Origin of the sequence: Paenibacillus sabinae T27, assembly GCF_000612505.1 — a bacterium.
Lineage (GTDB): Bacteria > Bacillota > Bacilli > Paenibacillales > Paenibacillaceae > Paenibacillus_AQ > Paenibacillus_AQ sabinae.
Window position 1 is genome coordinate 1470956 of the sequence record NZ_CP004078.1, and the last position, 16569, is coordinate 1487524.

Sequence of the window (16569 nt, forward strand, 5' to 3'; positions counted from 1 at the left end):
GACAATGGCAGTAACAACGTACTATGAGCAGGATGGGGATCTGAGCGTATTAAAAGGTAAAACAATCGCGGTTATCGGATACGGAAGCCAAGGGCACGCTCAGGCGCAGAACCTGCGTGACAGCGGACTTCAAGTAATTATCGGCCTGCGCGAAGGCAAATCATTTCAAACCGCGAAGAATGACGGTTTTGAAGTTCTGCCGGTCTCCGAAGCGGTATCCCGTGCGGATGTGGTGCAAATTCTGATGCCTGACGAAACACAGGCGGCCGTATATAAGAATGAAATCGAACCGAACCTGAAACAAGGCGCGGCGCTCATGTTCTCCCACGGCTTCAACGTGCATTTTGGCCAAATTATCGCTCCGAAGGATTCGGATGTACTGCTGGTTGCTCCGAAGTCCCCTGGACATATGGTTCGCCGCACTTATGAAGAAGGCTTTGGCGTTCCCGGTCTGATCGCAATCGAGCAGGACGCTACAGGCAACGCGAAGGCAATCGGTCTGGCTTATGCCAAGGGCATCGGCTGTACCCGCGCAGGGGTAATCGAGACTTCCTTCCGCGAAGAAACCGAAACCGACCTGTTCGGCGAGCAAGCTGTACTGTGCGGCGGTGTAACGGCTCTGATCAAAGCGGGCTTTGAAACGCTGGTTGAAGCCGGCTATGCTCCGGAAATGGCATACTTCGAGTGCCTGCACGAAATGAAGCTGATCGTTGACCTGATCTATGAAGGCGGCATGGCTACCATGCGCGATTCCATCAGTAACACAGCGGAATACGGCGACTATGTAACCGGCCCGCGTGTCGTAACCGAAGAAACGAAGAAAGCGATGAAGGCCGTACTGAGCGACATCCAACAAGGCAAATTCGCACGCGACTTCATTCTGGAGAACCAATCCGGCCGCGCGTTCCTGACCGCTACACGCCGCAACGAAGCCGCTCATCCGATCGAGGTTGTAGGCGGACAACTGCGTGAAATGATGGCTTGGATCAAGAAATAAGACAGACATAATCAGTACCCGGATTCACATATACTGCATTTTGCACAATGCTTATACATGCAAGTCTTCAGGTGCGGCTCCGCTTCTAGCGGGCCGCATTTGGAGCGTTTGAAGATTACTTTAAAGGAGGTGCCCGGCATGCGGAAAATTTATATTTTCGATACAACGCTGCGTGACGGAGAACAGTCCCCCGGCGTGAATCTGAATACTCGCGAGAAGCTGGAAATTGCCTATCAGCTGGAAAGGTTGGGTATTGACCGGATGGAGGCGGGATTTCCCGCGGCGTCGCCAGGTGATTTGGCCGCGGTCAATGCCGTTGCCCGGGCGGTAAAGAATGTGACGGTCATCGGTCTTTCCCGCTCCCGCGAGACGGATATTGATGCCGTCAGGGAGGCGCTTCAGGGTGCTCAGGACCCCTGCATTCATCTGTTCCTCGCCACTTCTCCGATTCACCGACAGCACAAGCTTCGGATGGATAAAGGGCAGGTGTTGGAGACTGCGCAGGCAGCTATCCGGTACGCGAAGAAGTATTTCCCCAAGCTGGAGTTCTCGCTGGAGGATGCGGGGCGGACCGAGCTTGACTTTATGGCCGAGGTCGTCGGCATGGCGGTACGTGAAGGCGCGAACGTCATCAACATTCCCGATACGGTCGGTTATCTGAACCCCGCGGAATACGGGGCGATCTTCAAATATTTAAAGGAAAATGTTCCCGATATAGATCGCGTTCAGCTTAGCGCGCATTGCCATAACGATCTGGGAATGGCAACGGCGAACACGCTGGCGGCCATACAGAACGGGGCGGATCAAATCGAGGGCACGATCAACGGCATTGGCGAACGGGCGGGCAATACGGCCATTGAAGAAGTGGCGATGGCGCTGGAAACGCGCAGCGAATATTTCGGCGCGAAGACCTCGCTTGTCCTGTCCGAAATCTCCCGTACGAGCCGTCTGGTCAGCAAGCTGACCGGCATGGTGGTGCCGGGCAACAAGGCGATCGTTGGCGCGAACGCTTTTGCTCATGAGTCGGGTATCCATCAGGACGGCATGCTGAAGGAGAAGACGACGTACGAGATCATGACGCCGGAAACGATCGGTTTGAAAGAAAGCAAGCTGGTGCTCGGCAAGCATTCCGGGCGGCACGCCTTCCGCGACAAGTTGAGCGATCTCGGCTATGATCTGCCGGAAGACGAGTTGAATGCAGCGTTCTCCAAATTCAAGGAGCTGGCGGACAAGAAAAAGGAAGTATCCGACGAGGATATCCTCGCGCTGCTGGAAGCCAGACTGCTCGATACGCCGGAAATCTACAGCCTGCGCACCCTGTATGTCACATACGGCAATGAAGCGACGCCTACGGCGAAGCTGGTTCTAAGCGGTCCGCCGCAGGAACCGATTGTCGCCGAAGCCGAAGGGAACGGTTCGGTGGATGCGATTTATAACGCGATCGACCAGGCGACGGGCGAGGAAGTCAAGCTTGACGACTATTCCATTAAATCGGTCAGCCAGGGCAAGGACGCCCAGGGCGAAGTGCACGTCATTCTGTCGCAGGGCATTGTAGCCGCGGCGGGAAGAGGACTCAGCACCGATATTCTGGAAGCCAGTGCCCGGGCTTATCTGGATGCGCTGAACAAGCTCATCGAGAAGCGCAAGACGTATACGGGGCGTGAAAACGCCCATTTATAGCAAGTGGAGCTGCCGTTTCCTACTTAGACTGAAGACGGCGAAACCCGAAGGACTGCATAAGGACGCGGATGATTCCGACGTCTTTCGCAGTCCTTTTTTATCGACACTGCCGCCAGGAATGACGAAGGGGATAAAAGGCAATCCGCCTTCTCATACTAGATGTGTGAAGATGGAGGTGAAGGTCATGCCCAAAAACAGCGCCGATCCCAAGAAGGACCGTGCGGATAACCGCGCAGACAAGAAAGACAATCAGCAAAACAAGGCCCATTTCACCGAAGAGCCCCAGATGCTGAATAACAGCAAAGCGGCCGATTATGTACCCAGCTTAAACGGTGTTACCAAAAATGAAACGTAAATAACCGAAAAGGCTGCTCTTACACCGCCTGATGGACGGGAGAGCAGCCTTGCCATGTTTGGAATCTTATTTTTTCTCGTAAAGAACCAATACAACCCCGCTAAGAATCAGGACGGACCCGAACCAGAACGTAACGCCTATCTTCTCGCCAAGAATAAGCCAGCCAAGCCATGTCCCCACTACAGGTTGAAAGAAGAAAAACAGCCCCCCGCTTGAAGCGTTAAGCATTTGCAATCCCCGGTTCCAGAGCAGGAATCCCCCAGCCGTTGAGACAATCCCCAAATACAAGATGCCTCCCCAGATCGCAGGATGTCCCAATTGAGCGACAGGGATGGCGGATAACCGCCCCAAAACAAAAGGGGTCAATACGATCAGGGCAACCAGAATGGAATAAGTCGTCACGACAATCTGCGAATAATCACTCGGCACGCGCTTGACCAGAACCGACATGAGCGCCCAGGTTAGCGCGGCCACAAGCAGTGAAATGCCGCCAAGCTTGCCGGTCAGATTCACATGATCGACGCCGACGATGAGAAGAACTCCGATGGTCGCGAGGCAGACGGAAAGCCCCTTTTGTACAGTGAGCCGTTCTTTAAGCAGCAGCCGGGCAAAAATAACCATAAATGCCGGTGTCGAAGAAGTGATAATCGCTCCCATTTGTGCAGAGGACAGCATGGTGCCCGTTTCCTGGGTAACAATCGAAATCGCGTTGCCGATGATTCCAATAGCTATGATGAGAAAGATATCCCGTTTATGGATTCGCCAGCTTTGCCGTTTGATCCATCCGATCGCAGCAAGGGCGATTATAGCTACCAAATAGCGCATCCACACCAGCTCAAGCGGCGGTATGACCGCTACGACTATTTTAACGACGACGTACATTCCGCCCCAAATGCTGGCGGCTAAAGCCAAATAGATCGAACCTAACCAAGTGTTTTTCATTTGTTGTTTGTACCCTCCGTTTATAATTATAGGCCGGTAAAATGCCCTTAACGGAGAGATGCAGGCACCTTCACTCCACTAAGGGCGTTAGAGTGCTGCAGGTACATCGTTTTCAAATAATGGCGCCAAGTACATCTTATCCACCTCAAGTCTTATCTGAATTAAGTTATACATTTTTCTAATCGTAGCAGATGGGTCTAAATTTGAACAGACAACCCGGATTTTTTGAGCCGCCGGATTAATCATTCTCAGACGCACCTGCGCGGCGTGAAATTTCACCTGAACGTTTGCCCAAAATCAGGTTATGATTAAATCAACGATTTTTGCAGGGGGGAAGAAGGTTCGGACGTCAAACGTAATATAGAGGGGGAGGGGAGACAACTGGAAGAGGCGGAATGGATATCGGCCGTGTTAAGCGGCGAGCGTCAAGCTTTTGCGCATCTGGTGACGCGTTATCAGGGCATGGTATACCGGGTGTGCGTAAAAATAACGGGAGAACCCGAGTCGGCCAAAGACATGGCCCAGGAGGTATTCATTAAAGCCTACAAGGCGCTTCCCTCCTTCCGGGGTCAATCCTCATTTTCTACCTGGTTGTACCGCATCGCCTACCGCACTTGTCTCGACTACAAAAGAGCGAGTGACAGGGAGTGGAAGCACCGCAGCATGGCGGATTACACGGAGAATGACTATGTGACCGACCAGACACCGGAGCATGCCGTGCTTCGCAAGGAGGCCTCCGAAGAGCTTGGCGAAAGTGTGAACAGTCTTGCGGAACCGTACCGGTCGGTTGTGCAGCTGTACTATTTTAACAGGCAAAGCTATCAGGAAATTGCGGAAGTGAAGGGCGTCTCGGTAAAAACGGTCGAGTCCCAGCTGTACCGCGCCAGACAGATCATGCGAAGAAAAGGGGAGAGATGGGAATGAAATGTACTGCAGTGACGGAATGGCTTCCCCATTATATCGAAGGTCTTCTGTCTCCCGAAGCGGAGCGGGAATTGACGCGTCATATCGAAGGATGTTCCGGCTGCGCACGGTGGCTGGAGGAAGCAAGGGCGATGGAACAGATATGGAAAGAGATGGACGGCGACGATGAGCTCAGGCTGTCTTTCGGGGGGCCCGATCTTGTCCCGCCGGTGATGGCGGAAATCGAACGGCTGGAGGACGCGCGGCGCAGCAATAATACGCAAGACAGTCCTTCCAGAAGACGGTTTGCGCTCCGGACCTCATGGATTCACTATGGCCTTGCCGCCTGTCTAACCTTTGTACTGCTGGAGTTCGGCGTGTTTGAGCAGCTGGGCTACGGGCTTACCGAAATCAACGGCCATATGTCGAGCTCGGTTACCAAGCTGTTCGGCGCCCAAAGAACGCATTAAGCGGTTGAAGACAAATAAATCGATATTTTGCATGCGGAATGTCGGCAATACACCTAATCAGGAGGACATTACATGATCAAGAAGAAACGCTGGCTCACCTTTATGCTGGCCATGGTTCCGGGACTCGGACATTTGTACCTGGGCTTCAAAAAACAGGGAATGCAGTTTATGATCGGCGCGTTTGCCTGCATCATTTGCATTCCTTCCATCCCGCAGGTTTTCCCGTTCGCGCTGGCCGCCCTGTGGTTTTACCAGCTGTTCGACGCGCTTCAAAAAGCAACCTGGAATAAGCTTGCGGCCGCTGAACAAGAACGGCTGATGTACGGACCGGAAGACTTCGGCGCGCCGTGGCCGCCGCTTTCCATGCCGCCGATGCCCGATTATCCGAAGGATGACGTGAATCCGGTGCTGCTTGGAGGCGCCTGCATCATTGCGGGGGCAGCTCTGCTGCTCATCACAATATTCCCGGATTTGTGGATGCTGCTTTCAGATTTAAATATCGGCACGATCCTGGTAGCGGTTGGCCTAATCGGTTACGGGCTGCATATGCTAAAGAAAAATACTAGAGCATAGAACGGAGAACTATGGGCATGGGAAGATGGAAAATCGGAAGTCTGACTGCGGCGCTTGGCTGCATTGCGCTTGGCATCATCATTGCGCTGATTCAATACGGGAAGCTTACCTTTGCGGCTATCGGGTATTTATGGCCGGCGCTGCTCATCCTGCTGGGACTGGAAATGCTGGTACGTCTGCTCAATCGATCGGAGACCAGGACACGGGTAAGCGGCTGGGCTATCGTCCTGATTGTACTGCTGGGGATCGTGAGCGGAGGACAATCGGCGCTTCCGGGAGGATCGCTGGACACTATATTGGGGAAGGCGCATTTAAGCTCGGTTAACGGAACGCTACAAATTGGGTCTAATATTAAAAAAGTTGTCATTTCCATTCCAAACGGCAAGGTTAAGGTAAACGGGACTGAAGGAAGCGTTCTGACTTATGAAGGCAAGCTGATGTCCCCGGGCAGCAGCAAGAGCGAAAGCGAACAGGCGATGCAAGAGTACTGGAAGGTAAGAACGGTTGGAGATACGGCAGTGCTTGAAATGACTGCGGAAAAGAGCCTTTTATCGGGGATTTACTTCGGTTTTACCGGCAACAGTCCGTATCTGAATGTAAGTCTTCCGGCGGCGCTCGCTGTCAAGATCAACACAAGCGACGGTTCCCTGGACGTTTCGGATCTGGGGGGCGGAATTGAAGCCGACACCTCCAATGGCAGAATCGAAATGAAAGGCATAAAGGGAGGAGTCAAGGCCAGCACCAGCAACGGCTCGCTAAACCTGCAAAATGTGGACGGAGGTGCGCACATCACCAGCTCCAACGGTTCCATTACGCTTGAGGGGATTTCCGGCCAAGTGTACGCCAAGAGCAGCAACGGCAAAATCGTCATTAAATCCCCCATTACGGGAAATTGGGATTGCACTTCCAGCAACGGCAGCATCTCGCTGACGATGCCTGAGAAGACAGATGCGACAATTGCAGCGGATACGAGCAACGGTTCGCTGAAAGGAAGCGTAAATTGGCAGGAAAAAAGCGGCGATCAAGGTACCGCTGTGCTTGGAAGCGGGAACTACACCGTCAAGCTGTCCACGACGAATGGCAGCGTGACCGCGGATATCGCGCAATAGCTGCAGAAAGAGCCGCAAGCGGCCGGAGCATTCCGGCAAGCTGGCGGCTTTTTGTGGTGGTTCTCAGCTTAACCTCATCAGTTGTATGCCTTGGGCGATCCGCAGCTGGCTTGCATGACTCTTAACCGATTCGTCCATAATAAAAAACCCAAGGCAATGCCATGAAGCGGTGACGCTTCAATCCTTTATGAAGCACTTGCCGCCGTACCCTGACGCTAAACCTGCCAAAGTATTGTTTTTCCGTCTGATTCCATATTTGCTTATAGGCGAAGCCTATCAATTAATAGATTCCATATCTTTGTTCTTTTGATCTCATTATGTTACAACAATATACAGAAGAACTATGTCCGCGTGGGAGCGGATCAACTTGAGGAGTGACGAAGAATGAGCGAAGTTAAAAAAATCGCCGTAATCGCAGGGGACGGTATCGGTCCCGAGGTTGTGGCGGAAGCGGAAAAAGTATTGAAAGCAACCGAAGAGGTATTCGGCTACAAATTCGAGACCGAGCATGCACTGTTCGGCGGCATCGCCATCGATGAGAAGGGAACTCCGCTGCCTGAGGAGACGCTTGAGGTCTGCAAGAGAGCGGACGCCGTGCTGCTGGGCGCTGTCGGCGGCCCCAAATGGGACACCAATCCGAAAGAGCTGCGTCCCGAAACCGGGCTTCTGGGTATCCGTAAAGCGCTGGGCCTGTTCTCGAATCTGCGTCCTGCGGTTGTCTTCGACTGTCTGAAGGATGCCTCCACGCTGAAGCCGGAAGTGCTTGAAGGAACGGACCTGATCGTCGTGCGCGAACTGACCGGCGGCATCTATTTCGGAGAGAAGTTCCGTCGTCCAAGCGAGCAGGGGGAAGAAGCCGTTGACACCTGCGCCTACAATGTGGCTGAGGTGGAACGTATCGCCCGTCAGGCCTTTGAAATTGCCTCCAAGCGCCGTGGCAAGCTGGCTTCCGTAGACAAAGCGAACGTGCTGGAAACGTCGCGTCTGTGGCGTGAAGTGGTGATCCGTGTATCGGCCGATTACCCGAACGTGGAACTGGAGCATGTGCTGGTCGACAACTGCGCCATGCAGCTGCTGCGCCGCCCGTCCAGCTTCGACGTCATCGTGACCGAGAACATGTTCGGCGACATTCTGAGCGATGAAGCCGCAATGCTGACAGGCTCCATCGGCATGCTCGCCTCCGCTTCGCTGGGTGAAGGAAGCTATGGCCTGTATGAGCCGGTTCACGGTTCCGCGCCGGATATCGCCGGACAAGGCCTGGCCAATCCGATTGCAACGATTCTCTCGCTGGCTCTGATGTTCCGCCTGACCTTTGGCTATGAAGACGCGGCAGCCGCAATCGAAGCTGCAGTGGCACAGGTGCTGGATGCCGGTCACCGTACCAGCGATATCGCCGTGGACAAGAGCAAGGCGATCAGCACGAGCGAAATGGGCGACCTGATCGTTGCAGCGATCCGCAAATAAGAAAACGTCACATAATTTTGCTTATTTATAATAATTATAAAAAAATAATCAATGTAATCTTGACTTTGATTTTGTGCGGTGATACCATTTGGTTTGTAACAGCAACAACGTAACCAAATCTAATCAAAATCAAGAAAGACACCGCCTTTTCGCCTCGCTTTCGGAGGGATGGACGATTGTTTTTCTTACATAATCAAAGGAGGATTTTCGCAATGGCAGAACGTTTGGTAGGTAAAGCGGCTCCGGATTTCACAATGGAAACTGTATCGGGAGACGGCAAAGAATTTGGTAAAGTGAGCTTGTCCGACTATCGCGGCAAATGGCTGGTATTCTTCTTCTATCCTTTGGACTTCACATTCGTATGCCCGACGGAAATTACGGCTTTGAGCGACGCGGCTGATCAATTCGCGGCTCTGGATACCGAAATTCTTGGCGTAAGCATCGACTCCGTGCACAGCCACAAGGCTTGGATCAACTCTTCGAAAGAAGTGGGCGGTCTGGGTCAGCTGAAGTTCCCGCTTGCTTCCGATATTACGAAGAAGGTTGCCAGTGATTACGGCGTACTGATCGAAGAAGAAGGCATCGCGCTTCGCGGTCTTTTCATTATCGATCCGGAAGGCGAACTGAAATACCAAGTTGTTAACCACAACGATGTTGGCCGCAGCGTGGATGAAACCCTTCGCGTGCTGCAGGCGCTGCAATCGGGCGGACTCTGCCCAATGAACTGGAAACCGGGCGATAAGAACCTGTAAGCTGCAAAGCTTCCGCTTTTTGTCCTTTGAGAAATACTGACTAAAGCCTCCTTCCGGATTGTTAATCCGGTCAAGGGGGTTTTTTGCAACAATTGGCCATTATTTTCCCTGAATAGGTTTGAAAATAGGCGCAAAGTTTAATATAATCCTTAAATCAGCAGGAATCGCCATCTAACGTGTATAATACAATAATAGGAAAACCAATGGAACTGACCTATAGGAGGGTGAACAATCATGAGTTTTTGCTGTGGAGCGAGTATGGTAGGTACTAAGGGAACACTGAAGCATTATCGCACGCAAGTCCATAATGTTCCCCTGCTCTTTTGTCCGGTATGCCACCGGGTGGAAGTTCATTACAAGGTCGAGAATGAGTATGAGATCCTGGCGGAATATGCGCACGGCGATGGCGTTACCGACGTGGATTTTCAGGATTATGTGATGGAAGATGAAGCATCGATTTTTGAAAATGTTGTTAATATGGAGAGCGAAGACGCCTTGACGGTTATCCGCAGCCAGATAGATATGGCGCTTGATTTGCTGGCCGTAGCCAAGCAGATTGAAGATGTCAAGTGGGAGAGGGAGCTGAAGAGGAGACTGGCCGTTATGAGTCAGCGCCGCCTTCGTCTTCAGCAAAAAGCATAGAGGTATGCGCATCCTATGATGATTTTACGGTAAGAGACCTCTGCGGCCTGCGGGGGTCTTTTTTTGAATAAATGTATGGCCTGTTTCCTTTGACCTGTATCCAGAGGGGCACTAAAGTATCATTTTACTTTTTTTTTGCCATTCGACAGTATCTCCGATTGCTTTGGCTACTCTTCTTGGATATGATTGGAATATAGTTAAACGCTTGGATAACTGAATAATACAGCGATTGCCGAATGTTCTTGCGGCTTCACTAGCATCTACTGAAAGACAGCATAACTTGATGTCGCAGAACTGCTCCGTTAATTTTGTAGTCCTGCTTCGTCAATTTCAGTTGAAGGGGGAACTTCACATCGTGTTACACGAAATTCAGGATAGTCGGCTTCTGCCGGCACGGCCTATCCAAACCGGGCTTCTGGACAGTACATATGAGAATGTTCTGGAGCATATGGACAGTGGCGTTATGCTGTTTGATGAAGAGGGTTCCCTTACCTTCCTAAACGCAAGGGCATACGGAATGCTTGAGCTTCAGCGCTATGAGCTGTCGGGATGCACCATCGTCGATATATTAACCCATCTTTCTTTGTCCCGCACCAAAAAGAGACAACTGTTGAAAGTCTATCGGGAGACGGTGTACAAAGGAAAATCGATCTGTGAGTTCATGGATGAATACGGCCGGTATTGGGAAGTGAACGCCTCCTACGGAGCGGATATGAACGGCAGCTACTTGTTTACCATCAAGGAAGTTTCCGATTATAAAAAAATAGAACAAACCGCTTACCAAAATGATAATTTGGCCATGCTCGGGAAGTTATCGGCCTCGATCGCCCACGAAATCCGCAATCCGTTGACAGCCATCCGCGGGTTTATCCAGCTGCTTCGCCCTCATCTGCAGGGGCTGGGGAAAGAGGAATACGCCAAAATCATATTAGCCGAAATCGACCGGGCCAATGACATTATTCATGAATTTCTGTCTTCGTCCAAGCCTTCCTCTCCGCAGACGAGAATCGCTTCCATATCAGCGCTGCTGAAGGAAGTCATACTATTGACGGAAAGTGAAGTCTTGATGAAGGGCTGCCAGATCGATCTTCAATCCTTGCCCGGTGACCTGTACGTGTCCGTCGATGTGAAGCAGATGAAGCAGGTTTTGATCAATATGATACGAAACGCCCTTGAAGCCATATCCGACCGTTTGGATGGGACCACTGGGAAAATCGAGCTGGGGGCGCGGCGGGAAGGCAGCGAAGTGCGGATATTGATTTCCGACAACGGCAAAGGTATGGATGCTTGCACAATGAACCGCCTTTTCAGCCAGTTCTTTACTACCAAGGAGAACGGCACGGGGCTGGGACTTTCGGTCAGTGACCGGATCGTAAAGAACCACGGGGGACGAATTTCCGTCACAAGCCGGGTCAATGAAGGCACCAGCTTTGTGATATCGCTTCCATTAATCAATGGCCTCACATCTTAGCAAGTGAGTTCTTCATTCCTCCAGGTCCTCTCGTAAGCAGAGGGGCCCTAAGAGCAGATAATTCATGGGCTGCATGAAGCGCGGATCGTCCGCTCCCATAACAATAAACAGACCGGCCAAGGGTAACCCCTTGGCCGGTCTGTTTGGTTTTAATAGTACTTATAAATGCGGGATGGAACTCAAACCCTTACAATCCGGCTTGGCTGCTGTGCTGCATTCCTGCAGGCGGGACATTGTTGTTCTCTGGGCCGCAGCAGGACAAAGGAGAATTCATAGAAGCGGCCTCGCAGCTCTTGCCTTTGTCGCATCCGGCGCAGGCGCCCTTTTTCCCTTTTTGCACATGGCGGTACAGAATCCATCCGGAATATCCGAAGATCGCACCAGCGATCAGAACGTTAATTAACAGGCTCATCATGACAGGTTCCTCGCTTTCCTCTATTTAAGCTCCACACATCGGATCAGGCCCATCCAAGGAGCCGTCCGCCCTGATAGATTACAAGACTCACAACATAGGCAAGGGCAAGCGAATAACCGATAGAGAAGAGGGTCCACTTCCACGAAGCCGTTTCTTTCTTGATTACGCCGACTGTAGCCAGACAAGGCGTATACAGCAGGATAAAGGCCATGAAGCTGACGGAAGCAAGCGGCGTAAACGTTTGGGCGATCTGTGCTTCCAGACCGGTAGCATCCGGTGCATGATAAATAATATTCATGGTTGAAACGACAACCTCTTTGGCCAGAAAGCCTGGAACGAGTGTCGAGCCTGCCTGCCAGTTCCCGAAGCCGAGCGGCTGAAGCAAAGGAGCCACAAGACCGCCAAATTTAGCGAGAAAGCTGTTATCCATTTCCACATTGAATCCGGCAGGACCGGCATAAGACATAACCCAGATAATTACGGAGCCGGCGAGGATAATCGATCCCGCTTTGCGCAGGAAGCCCTTGCCCTTCTCCCATGTGCTCCGGGACAGCGATTTAAGCATCGGCATACGGTAGGGAGGAAGCTCAATGACGAATACCGAGGCCTCGTTCTTGAACAAATATTTCGAGAAAATCTTGCACAGCAAGAGTGCGAACACAATGCCCAAAGCGTACATCGTCATGATGACGGCGGCCTGGTTTTGCGGGAAAAAGACGGCGGAGAACAACAGATATACTGGTAGTCTCGCTGAGCAGGACATGAGCGGGAGCAGCAGAGTGGTCAGCATCCGGTCCTTGGGCTGTTCGATGCTTCGCGCGGCCATGATGGCAGGCACGTTGCAGCCGAAGCCGATGATGAATGGAATAAACGCCTTGCCGTTAAGTCCCATCCGCTCCATAATGCTGTCCATAACCAGGCTGACGCGTGCCATATACCCGGAATCTTCCACAAAGGAAATAATAAGGAACAGAATGAAGATTTGCGGTACGAAGACGATAACCCCGCCGACCCCGCCGATAATGCCGTCAACGACTAACGCGTGAATGAATTCGGAAGCCCCGACGGTATCCAGAAAGGAGGTTGCGCCGCTGCTGATCGGTCCGGAAATCAGGCCGTCCAGCAAATCCGAGAGTGGAGCGCCAACCCATTCAAAAGTCGTTTTGAACAGCACATACATGAACGCAAGGAATATAGGCAGTCCGAGAAAACGGTTCGTAAGTATGGTGTCAAGCCGTTCCGTCAGATTATGGGGCTTAATGCCGGATGTATCCAGAGCGTCATTACAAATCGAGCGGATGTAATCGGTTCGGATAGAGCGGATCCATTGCGGGAGGGTAAGTGCCAGTTTATTGCCTTGCAGCTTGTTTTGGCAGGTTTCACGGATAGCCAGCAATTGGGTGGTATCGGTTCGATCCTTAAGGAATTGAATAATGACCGGATTCTGCTCTAATAACTGCAGGGCGACCCAGCGATGATCGGGAAGACCGGGAATGTGTCTAAGCTCCTGTTCAATGGAGGCAACAGCTTGTTCGACAATAATTCCGTAATCCAGCTTGAAGTTTACAGCCGGGATATTCTCGGATTTCTCCAGCATGCTGAGAACCTGGGAGCTGCCTTTGCCTGTTCTTGCGACCAGCGGCAGCACAGAAACGCCTAGCCGCCTTTGCAGAACATCCGGATGAACCTTTATGCCCCTGGCTTTGGCTACATCAATCATGTTCAAGCCGATGACCGTCGGCCTCCCGTATTCCAGCAGTTGAACGGTCAGCAGAAGATTCCGCTCAAGCTGTGAAGCGTCCACGATGTTGACGAGCGCTTCCGGCGATTCCTCGAGGAGGTATTGAGTAGCAACACCTTCGTCGCGTGACAGCGGGTGAAGGGAGTAAATGCCGGGAAGGTCGATCAGTGTGCCTGCGCCGTTTCTCAGGTCGCCGACTTTTTTCTCTACCGTAACGCCTGCCCAGTTCCCTACATATTCATAAGAAGAAGTCAGTGTATTAAAAAGGGACGTCTTACCGGTATTGGGATTTCCGAGAAGTGCGATCGAACTCATGACACGTTCACCACGATTTTCGAGGCTTCTTTCCGGCGGATGGCCAGCAATTGTCCATTACATTCCAACATGACAGGACCCAGCAAGGGACCTTTACCCTTAATACAGACGGTGCAGCCTTCCGAAACTCCCAGGTCGGCCAGGCGGCGGCGCAGGATCGGGTTCATTCCTTGAATCTCTTGAATAGCGCCGGCGGAACCCGGTTGCAGTTGCAGTAATTGACAACAAGCTGAAGCAATCATTTTAATCCCTCCGGTGGAGACTGAGAATCAATCTCATTTGTTTTTATGTAATTTATCATTATTTTTAGATATATTCAATGATTAAAATCACATGTATAAGTTGGGTGGATAATAAGGCGACCAGAAAACTCATAAACGGACGATTATTTTTGTGCATATCATATATGAGATACTTGAAGAAAATGGACAAAACATTTCCAAATAATTCGTAAATGTGCATAGTTTTGCTGTTTTATTAGGGATTGTGACGTATTTTTCACATAAAATGTCGATATAACGCTGTAACTTTACAACCCTATCCAGCCGATATTTATTAGGAGGATATAAAGTTCCATAACTTAAAGAGAATAATTAGACGCGAGGGGCCTATGAATAGAGAAGAGAAAAAAACGGTACTTGCAGCAGTCTGCGGCGCAGCGCTTTTTCTGCTGATCCAAAGCTTGCACATCACGCTGAAAGGCACGTTTGAGCGAAATACGCTTTCTGCACTGTATCTCGTTGCCAGTTGGTGTACCAGTGTCTTTGGATTTGCCATTTTCGCCCAAGGTTGGCTGCTTTTCTCCAATCAATTATCCAGAGGAAGGCTCTACTCATCCGCGCTCTTTCTTGGAGTTTGCGTATTTGACCTATTGCACACGTTGGGGTTTGTCGGCGTTCCGTTTATCAAGAGCATTATAAGCGAGGACCGTTCGCTTTGGCTATTGACTTTCTCCCGGCTGGCGAGCAGCATCGGCATTCTGGCGATTTTCGGCAAGGAGGACACTCCGATGCTTGTCTCGGGCAAAAACAGCGTCCTGCGTAAATCCATTATTTTGGTTGCGCTTTCGCTTGTTATATTCTCGGCCGGCTGCTATTTTCTGCCCGGGATTGTCAGTCCCGCCAAGGCGGATTTCGCGATGAAGCTCCTGAATTTCTTTGTACTGATCGTTTTCCTGCTGGCGATCGCTATCATCGTGTATACGAAGCGTATGGTGAAATCGTCCTCCCTGCTGATTATTATCCGATCGCTCGTATTTTTGACGCTGGGTCAGGCGTTCTATATGAGCATGGGCGGGGGCATGAATATCGCTTTGATGCTTGGCACAGTGAGCAGCGCAGTTGCCTATTACTTGCTGCTTACCGGCGTATACAGGCTGACGATTGAGGAGCCGTTTAACGAGAAGCATGAGATCGAAGCCCAGATCAATTATTTGGTGTATCATGACGATTTGACGGGACTGCCGAACAGGCGCCGGCTGCTGCAGTGTGTGGATGAAATGATCCAGTCGCACCGGACCTCCGCTATTCGCGGTTTTTCGGCGCTTGTCGTCCTGAATATCAATCATTTCAAAAATATTAACGATTCGCTCGGCCATTATGCCGGTGACAGGCTATTGCAGCTGGTAGCTCAGCGGATCAAGGAAGCAAGCCAGCACGGTGAGGAATTGTTCAGTATGGGGGGCGACGAGTTCGCTTTTTTGATGACCGACCGGGTCGGTCTGGACAGCTGCCTTCTCCGTTCCAGAGAGCTGCTGCAGCTGTTCGAAAAGCCGGTCGACCTGGAGTCGGGCGAATACCATATTTCGCTCAGCCTCGGCATCAGTGTGTATCCCGGTGACGGAGAGACGGCGGAGCAGCTTATTCAGAACGCGGACGCCGCCGTTCATAATGCCAAGGAGCAGGGCGTGGACATCCGCCGGTACGTGCCTCTGATGCAGATGAAGGCTGCGGAAAGGCTAAAGATGGAGAATGATCTGAGGAGAGCGCTGGAGAGGGACGAATTCTACCTGGAATACCAGCCGCAGGTTCAGTTGTCCACCAAGGAGCTGGTCGGCATGGAGGCGCTGCTGCGCTGGCAGCATCCGAAGCGGGGACTTGTGTCTCCGGTGGAATTCATTCCCGTTGCGGAGGAGAGCGGTCTGATCGTTCCGATCGGAGAGTGGGTGCTTACCACCGCATGCCGCCAGAACAAGGAATGGCAAACAGCGGGGTACCGCCCGATTTGCGTCTCGGTCAATTTGTCCATGCGGCAGTTTCTTCAGCCGAACCTGGCAGGCAAGATCGGAGAGTTTCTAAAGCGTATCGGTCTCGACCCGTGCTATGTGGACCTTGAAATTACGGAAAGCATGACACTTGACAAGGAAAAAGCCTTCGAACAGCTGAAGCGGCTCAAAGAGCTTGGCGTATTTATCAGCATCGACGATTTCGGAACAGGCTACAGCTCGCTGCACTATTTGAAGAACATGCCGATTGACCGGCTTAAAATCGACCGTTCCTTCGTCTCCGAGGTTATGGAGGACAGCAACAACGCCGCCATAGTCTCCACGATCACCTCCATGGCGCACCACTTGAAGCTGAAGGTGACGGCCGAGGGTGTCGAGAACGAAGATCAGCTGCAATTTTTGCGCCAGCAGCGCTGCCATGAGGCCCAAGGCTACTTCTTCAGTAAACCGGTCAGGGCGCAGGAGTTCGAGAATATTTTCCTGAAGTCTGCCACCTTTGGAATGCCTTCCTGATTA

Annotated in this window: 16 protein-coding genes; 12 read left to right on the forward strand and 4 right to left on the reverse strand. The window is 51.7% G+C overall.

All coding sequences use genetic code 11. The annotated features are described in order from the left end of the window. Positions 1-4: 4 nt before the first annotated feature. From ilvC to PSAB_RS25895, 3 genes are all read left to right on the forward strand, one after another. Positions 5-997, forward strand: a complete 993-nt coding sequence (gene ilvC, locus PSAB_RS06770; RefSeq protein ID WP_025333822.1) for a ketol-acid reductoisomerase — start codon at positions 5-7, stop codon at positions 995-997. Positions 998-1135: 138 nt separating this feature from the next. Beyond that, positions 1136-2677: a 2-isopropylmalate synthase gene (locus PSAB_RS06775; protein WP_025333823.1), complete on the forward strand. Its 1542-nt coding sequence runs from the start codon at positions 1136-1138 to the stop codon at positions 2675-2677. A gap of 184 nt (positions 2678-2861) precedes the next feature. Next, positions 2862-3032, forward strand: a complete 171-nt coding sequence (locus PSAB_RS25895; RefSeq protein ID WP_193373915.1) for a hypothetical protein — start codon at positions 2862-2864, stop codon at positions 3030-3032. 66 nt (positions 3033-3098) lie between these two features. Here PSAB_RS25895 and PSAB_RS06780 read toward each other — a convergent pair whose 3' ends face one another. Continuing rightward, entirely contained in the window at positions 3099-3974 is an 876-nt protein-coding gene (locus PSAB_RS06780) for a DMT family transporter (protein WP_025333824.1), read from the reverse strand. A gap of 399 nt (positions 3975-4373) precedes the next feature. Between PSAB_RS06780 and PSAB_RS06785 the strand changes: the two genes are divergently transcribed. The 8 genes from PSAB_RS06785 (at position 4374) to PSAB_RS06820 (ending at position 11358) form a co-directional block, all read left to right on the forward strand. After that, positions 4374-4898, forward strand: a complete 525-nt coding sequence (locus tag PSAB_RS06785; RefSeq protein ID WP_226991810.1) for an RNA polymerase sigma factor — start codon at positions 4374-4376, stop codon at positions 4896-4898. After that, the gene (locus tag PSAB_RS06790) at positions 4895-5347 is read left to right on the forward strand and encodes a zf-HC2 domain-containing protein (RefSeq protein WP_025333826.1); all 453 of its coding nucleotides are present in this window, start codon (positions 4895-4897) and stop codon (positions 5345-5347) included. The genes PSAB_RS06785 and PSAB_RS06790 overlap by 4 nt, the downstream gene beginning before the upstream one ends. A gap of 72 nt (positions 5348-5419) precedes the next feature. Continuing rightward, the gene (locus PSAB_RS24500; protein WP_025333827.1) at positions 5420-5920 is read left to right on the forward strand and encodes a hypothetical protein; all 501 of its coding nucleotides are present in this window, start codon (positions 5420-5422) and stop codon (positions 5918-5920) included. A 17-nt stretch (positions 5921-5937) separates the two neighbouring features. Further along, positions 5938-7029 (forward strand): DUF4097 family beta strand repeat-containing protein, encoded by a 1092-nt coding sequence (locus PSAB_RS06800; protein WP_025333828.1) that lies wholly within the window; start codon positions 5938-5940, stop codon positions 7027-7029. A gap of 384 nt (positions 7030-7413) precedes the next feature. Next, positions 7414-8493, forward strand: coding sequence for a 3-isopropylmalate dehydrogenase (leuB, locus tag PSAB_RS06805; protein ID WP_025333829.1), 1080 nt, complete (start codon positions 7414-7416; stop codon positions 8491-8493). A gap of 212 nt (positions 8494-8705) precedes the next feature. Then, the gene (locus PSAB_RS06810; protein ID WP_025333830.1) at positions 8706-9245 is read left to right on the forward strand and encodes a peroxiredoxin; all 540 of its coding nucleotides are present in this window, start codon (positions 8706-8708) and stop codon (positions 9243-9245) included. A 234-nt stretch (positions 9246-9479) separates the two neighbouring features. Next, positions 9480-9887: a hypothetical protein gene (locus PSAB_RS06815; protein WP_025333831.1), complete on the forward strand. Its 408-nt coding sequence runs from the start codon at positions 9480-9482 to the stop codon at positions 9885-9887. A gap of 355 nt (positions 9888-10242) precedes the next feature. Next, positions 10243-11358 (forward strand): ATP-binding protein, encoded by a 1116-nt coding sequence (locus tag PSAB_RS06820; protein ID WP_025333832.1) that lies wholly within the window; start codon positions 10243-10245, stop codon positions 11356-11358. 187 nt (positions 11359-11545) lie between these two features. Here PSAB_RS06820 and PSAB_RS25015 read toward each other — a convergent pair whose 3' ends face one another. From PSAB_RS25015 to PSAB_RS06835, 3 genes are read right to left on the reverse strand one after another with little or no spacing between them, the layout of a single operon-like run. Continuing rightward, positions 11546-11773, reverse strand: a complete 228-nt coding sequence (locus tag PSAB_RS25015; RefSeq protein WP_338045077.1) for a FeoB-associated Cys-rich membrane protein — start codon at positions 11771-11773, stop codon at positions 11546-11548. 43 nt (positions 11774-11816) lie between these two features. Next, positions 11817-13829: a ferrous iron transport protein B gene (feoB, locus tag PSAB_RS06830; protein ID WP_025333834.1), complete on the reverse strand. Its 2013-nt coding sequence runs from the start codon at positions 13827-13829 to the stop codon at positions 11817-11819. After that, complete coding sequence (locus PSAB_RS06835; protein ID WP_025333835.1) at positions 13826-14071, reverse strand: FeoA family protein; 246 nt, start codon at positions 14069-14071, stop codon at positions 13826-13828. The genes feoB and PSAB_RS06835 overlap by 4 nt, the downstream gene beginning before the upstream one ends. A gap of 368 nt (positions 14072-14439) precedes the next feature. On the opposite strand from PSAB_RS06835, the gene PSAB_RS06840 reads away from it, so the two are divergent. Continuing rightward, on the forward strand, positions 14440-16566 hold the full coding sequence (locus PSAB_RS06840) for a bifunctional diguanylate cyclase/phosphodiesterase (RefSeq protein WP_025333836.1): 2127 nt from the start codon (positions 14440-14442) through the stop codon (positions 16564-16566). The last annotated feature ends 3 nt before the right edge of the window (positions 16567-16569 follow it).

Bases quoted from the DNA above. Each gene is read 5' to 3' on its own strand.
- ilvC (WP_025333822.1), top strand. From the start codon at position 5: ATGGCAGTAACAACGTACTATGAGCAGGATGGGGATCTGAGCGTATTA.
- PSAB_RS06775 (WP_025333823.1), top strand. From the start codon at position 1,136: ATGCGGAAAATTTATATTTTCGATACAACGCTGCGTGACGGAGAACAG.
- PSAB_RS25895 (WP_193373915.1), top strand. From the start codon at position 2,862: ATGCCCAAAAACAGCGCCGATCCCAAGAAGGACCGTGCGGATAACCGC.
- PSAB_RS06780 (WP_025333824.1), bottom strand. From the start codon at position 3,974: ATGAAAAACACTTGGTTAGGTTCGATCTATTTGGCTTTAGCCGCCAGC.
- PSAB_RS06790 (WP_025333826.1), top strand. From the start codon at position 4,895: ATGAAATGTACTGCAGTGACGGAATGGCTTCCCCATTATATCGAAGGT.
- PSAB_RS24500 (WP_025333827.1), top strand. From the start codon at position 5,420: ATGATCAAGAAGAAACGCTGGCTCACCTTTATGCTGGCCATGGTTCCG.
- PSAB_RS06800 (WP_025333828.1), top strand. From the start codon at position 5,938: ATGGGAAGATGGAAAATCGGAAGTCTGACTGCGGCGCTTGGCTGCATT.
- leuB (WP_025333829.1), top strand. From the start codon at position 7,414: ATGAGCGAAGTTAAAAAAATCGCCGTAATCGCAGGGGACGGTATCGGT.
- PSAB_RS06810 (WP_025333830.1), top strand. From the start codon at position 8,706: ATGGCAGAACGTTTGGTAGGTAAAGCGGCTCCGGATTTCACAATGGAA.
- PSAB_RS06815 (WP_025333831.1), top strand. From the start codon at position 9,480: ATGAGTTTTTGCTGTGGAGCGAGTATGGTAGGTACTAAGGGAACACTG.
- PSAB_RS25015 (WP_338045077.1), bottom strand. From the start codon at position 11,773: ATGATGAGCCTGTTAATTAACGTTCTGATCGCTGGTGCGATCTTCGGA.
- feoB (WP_025333834.1), bottom strand. From the start codon at position 13,829: ATGAGTTCGATCGCACTTCTCGGAAATCCCAATACCGGTAAGACGTCC.
- PSAB_RS06835 (WP_025333835.1), bottom strand. From the start codon at position 14,071: ATGATTGCTTCAGCTTGTTGTCAATTACTGCAACTGCAACCGGGTTCC.
- PSAB_RS06840 (WP_025333836.1), top strand. From the start codon at position 14,440: ATGAATAGAGAAGAGAAAAAAACGGTACTTGCAGCAGTCTGCGGCGCA.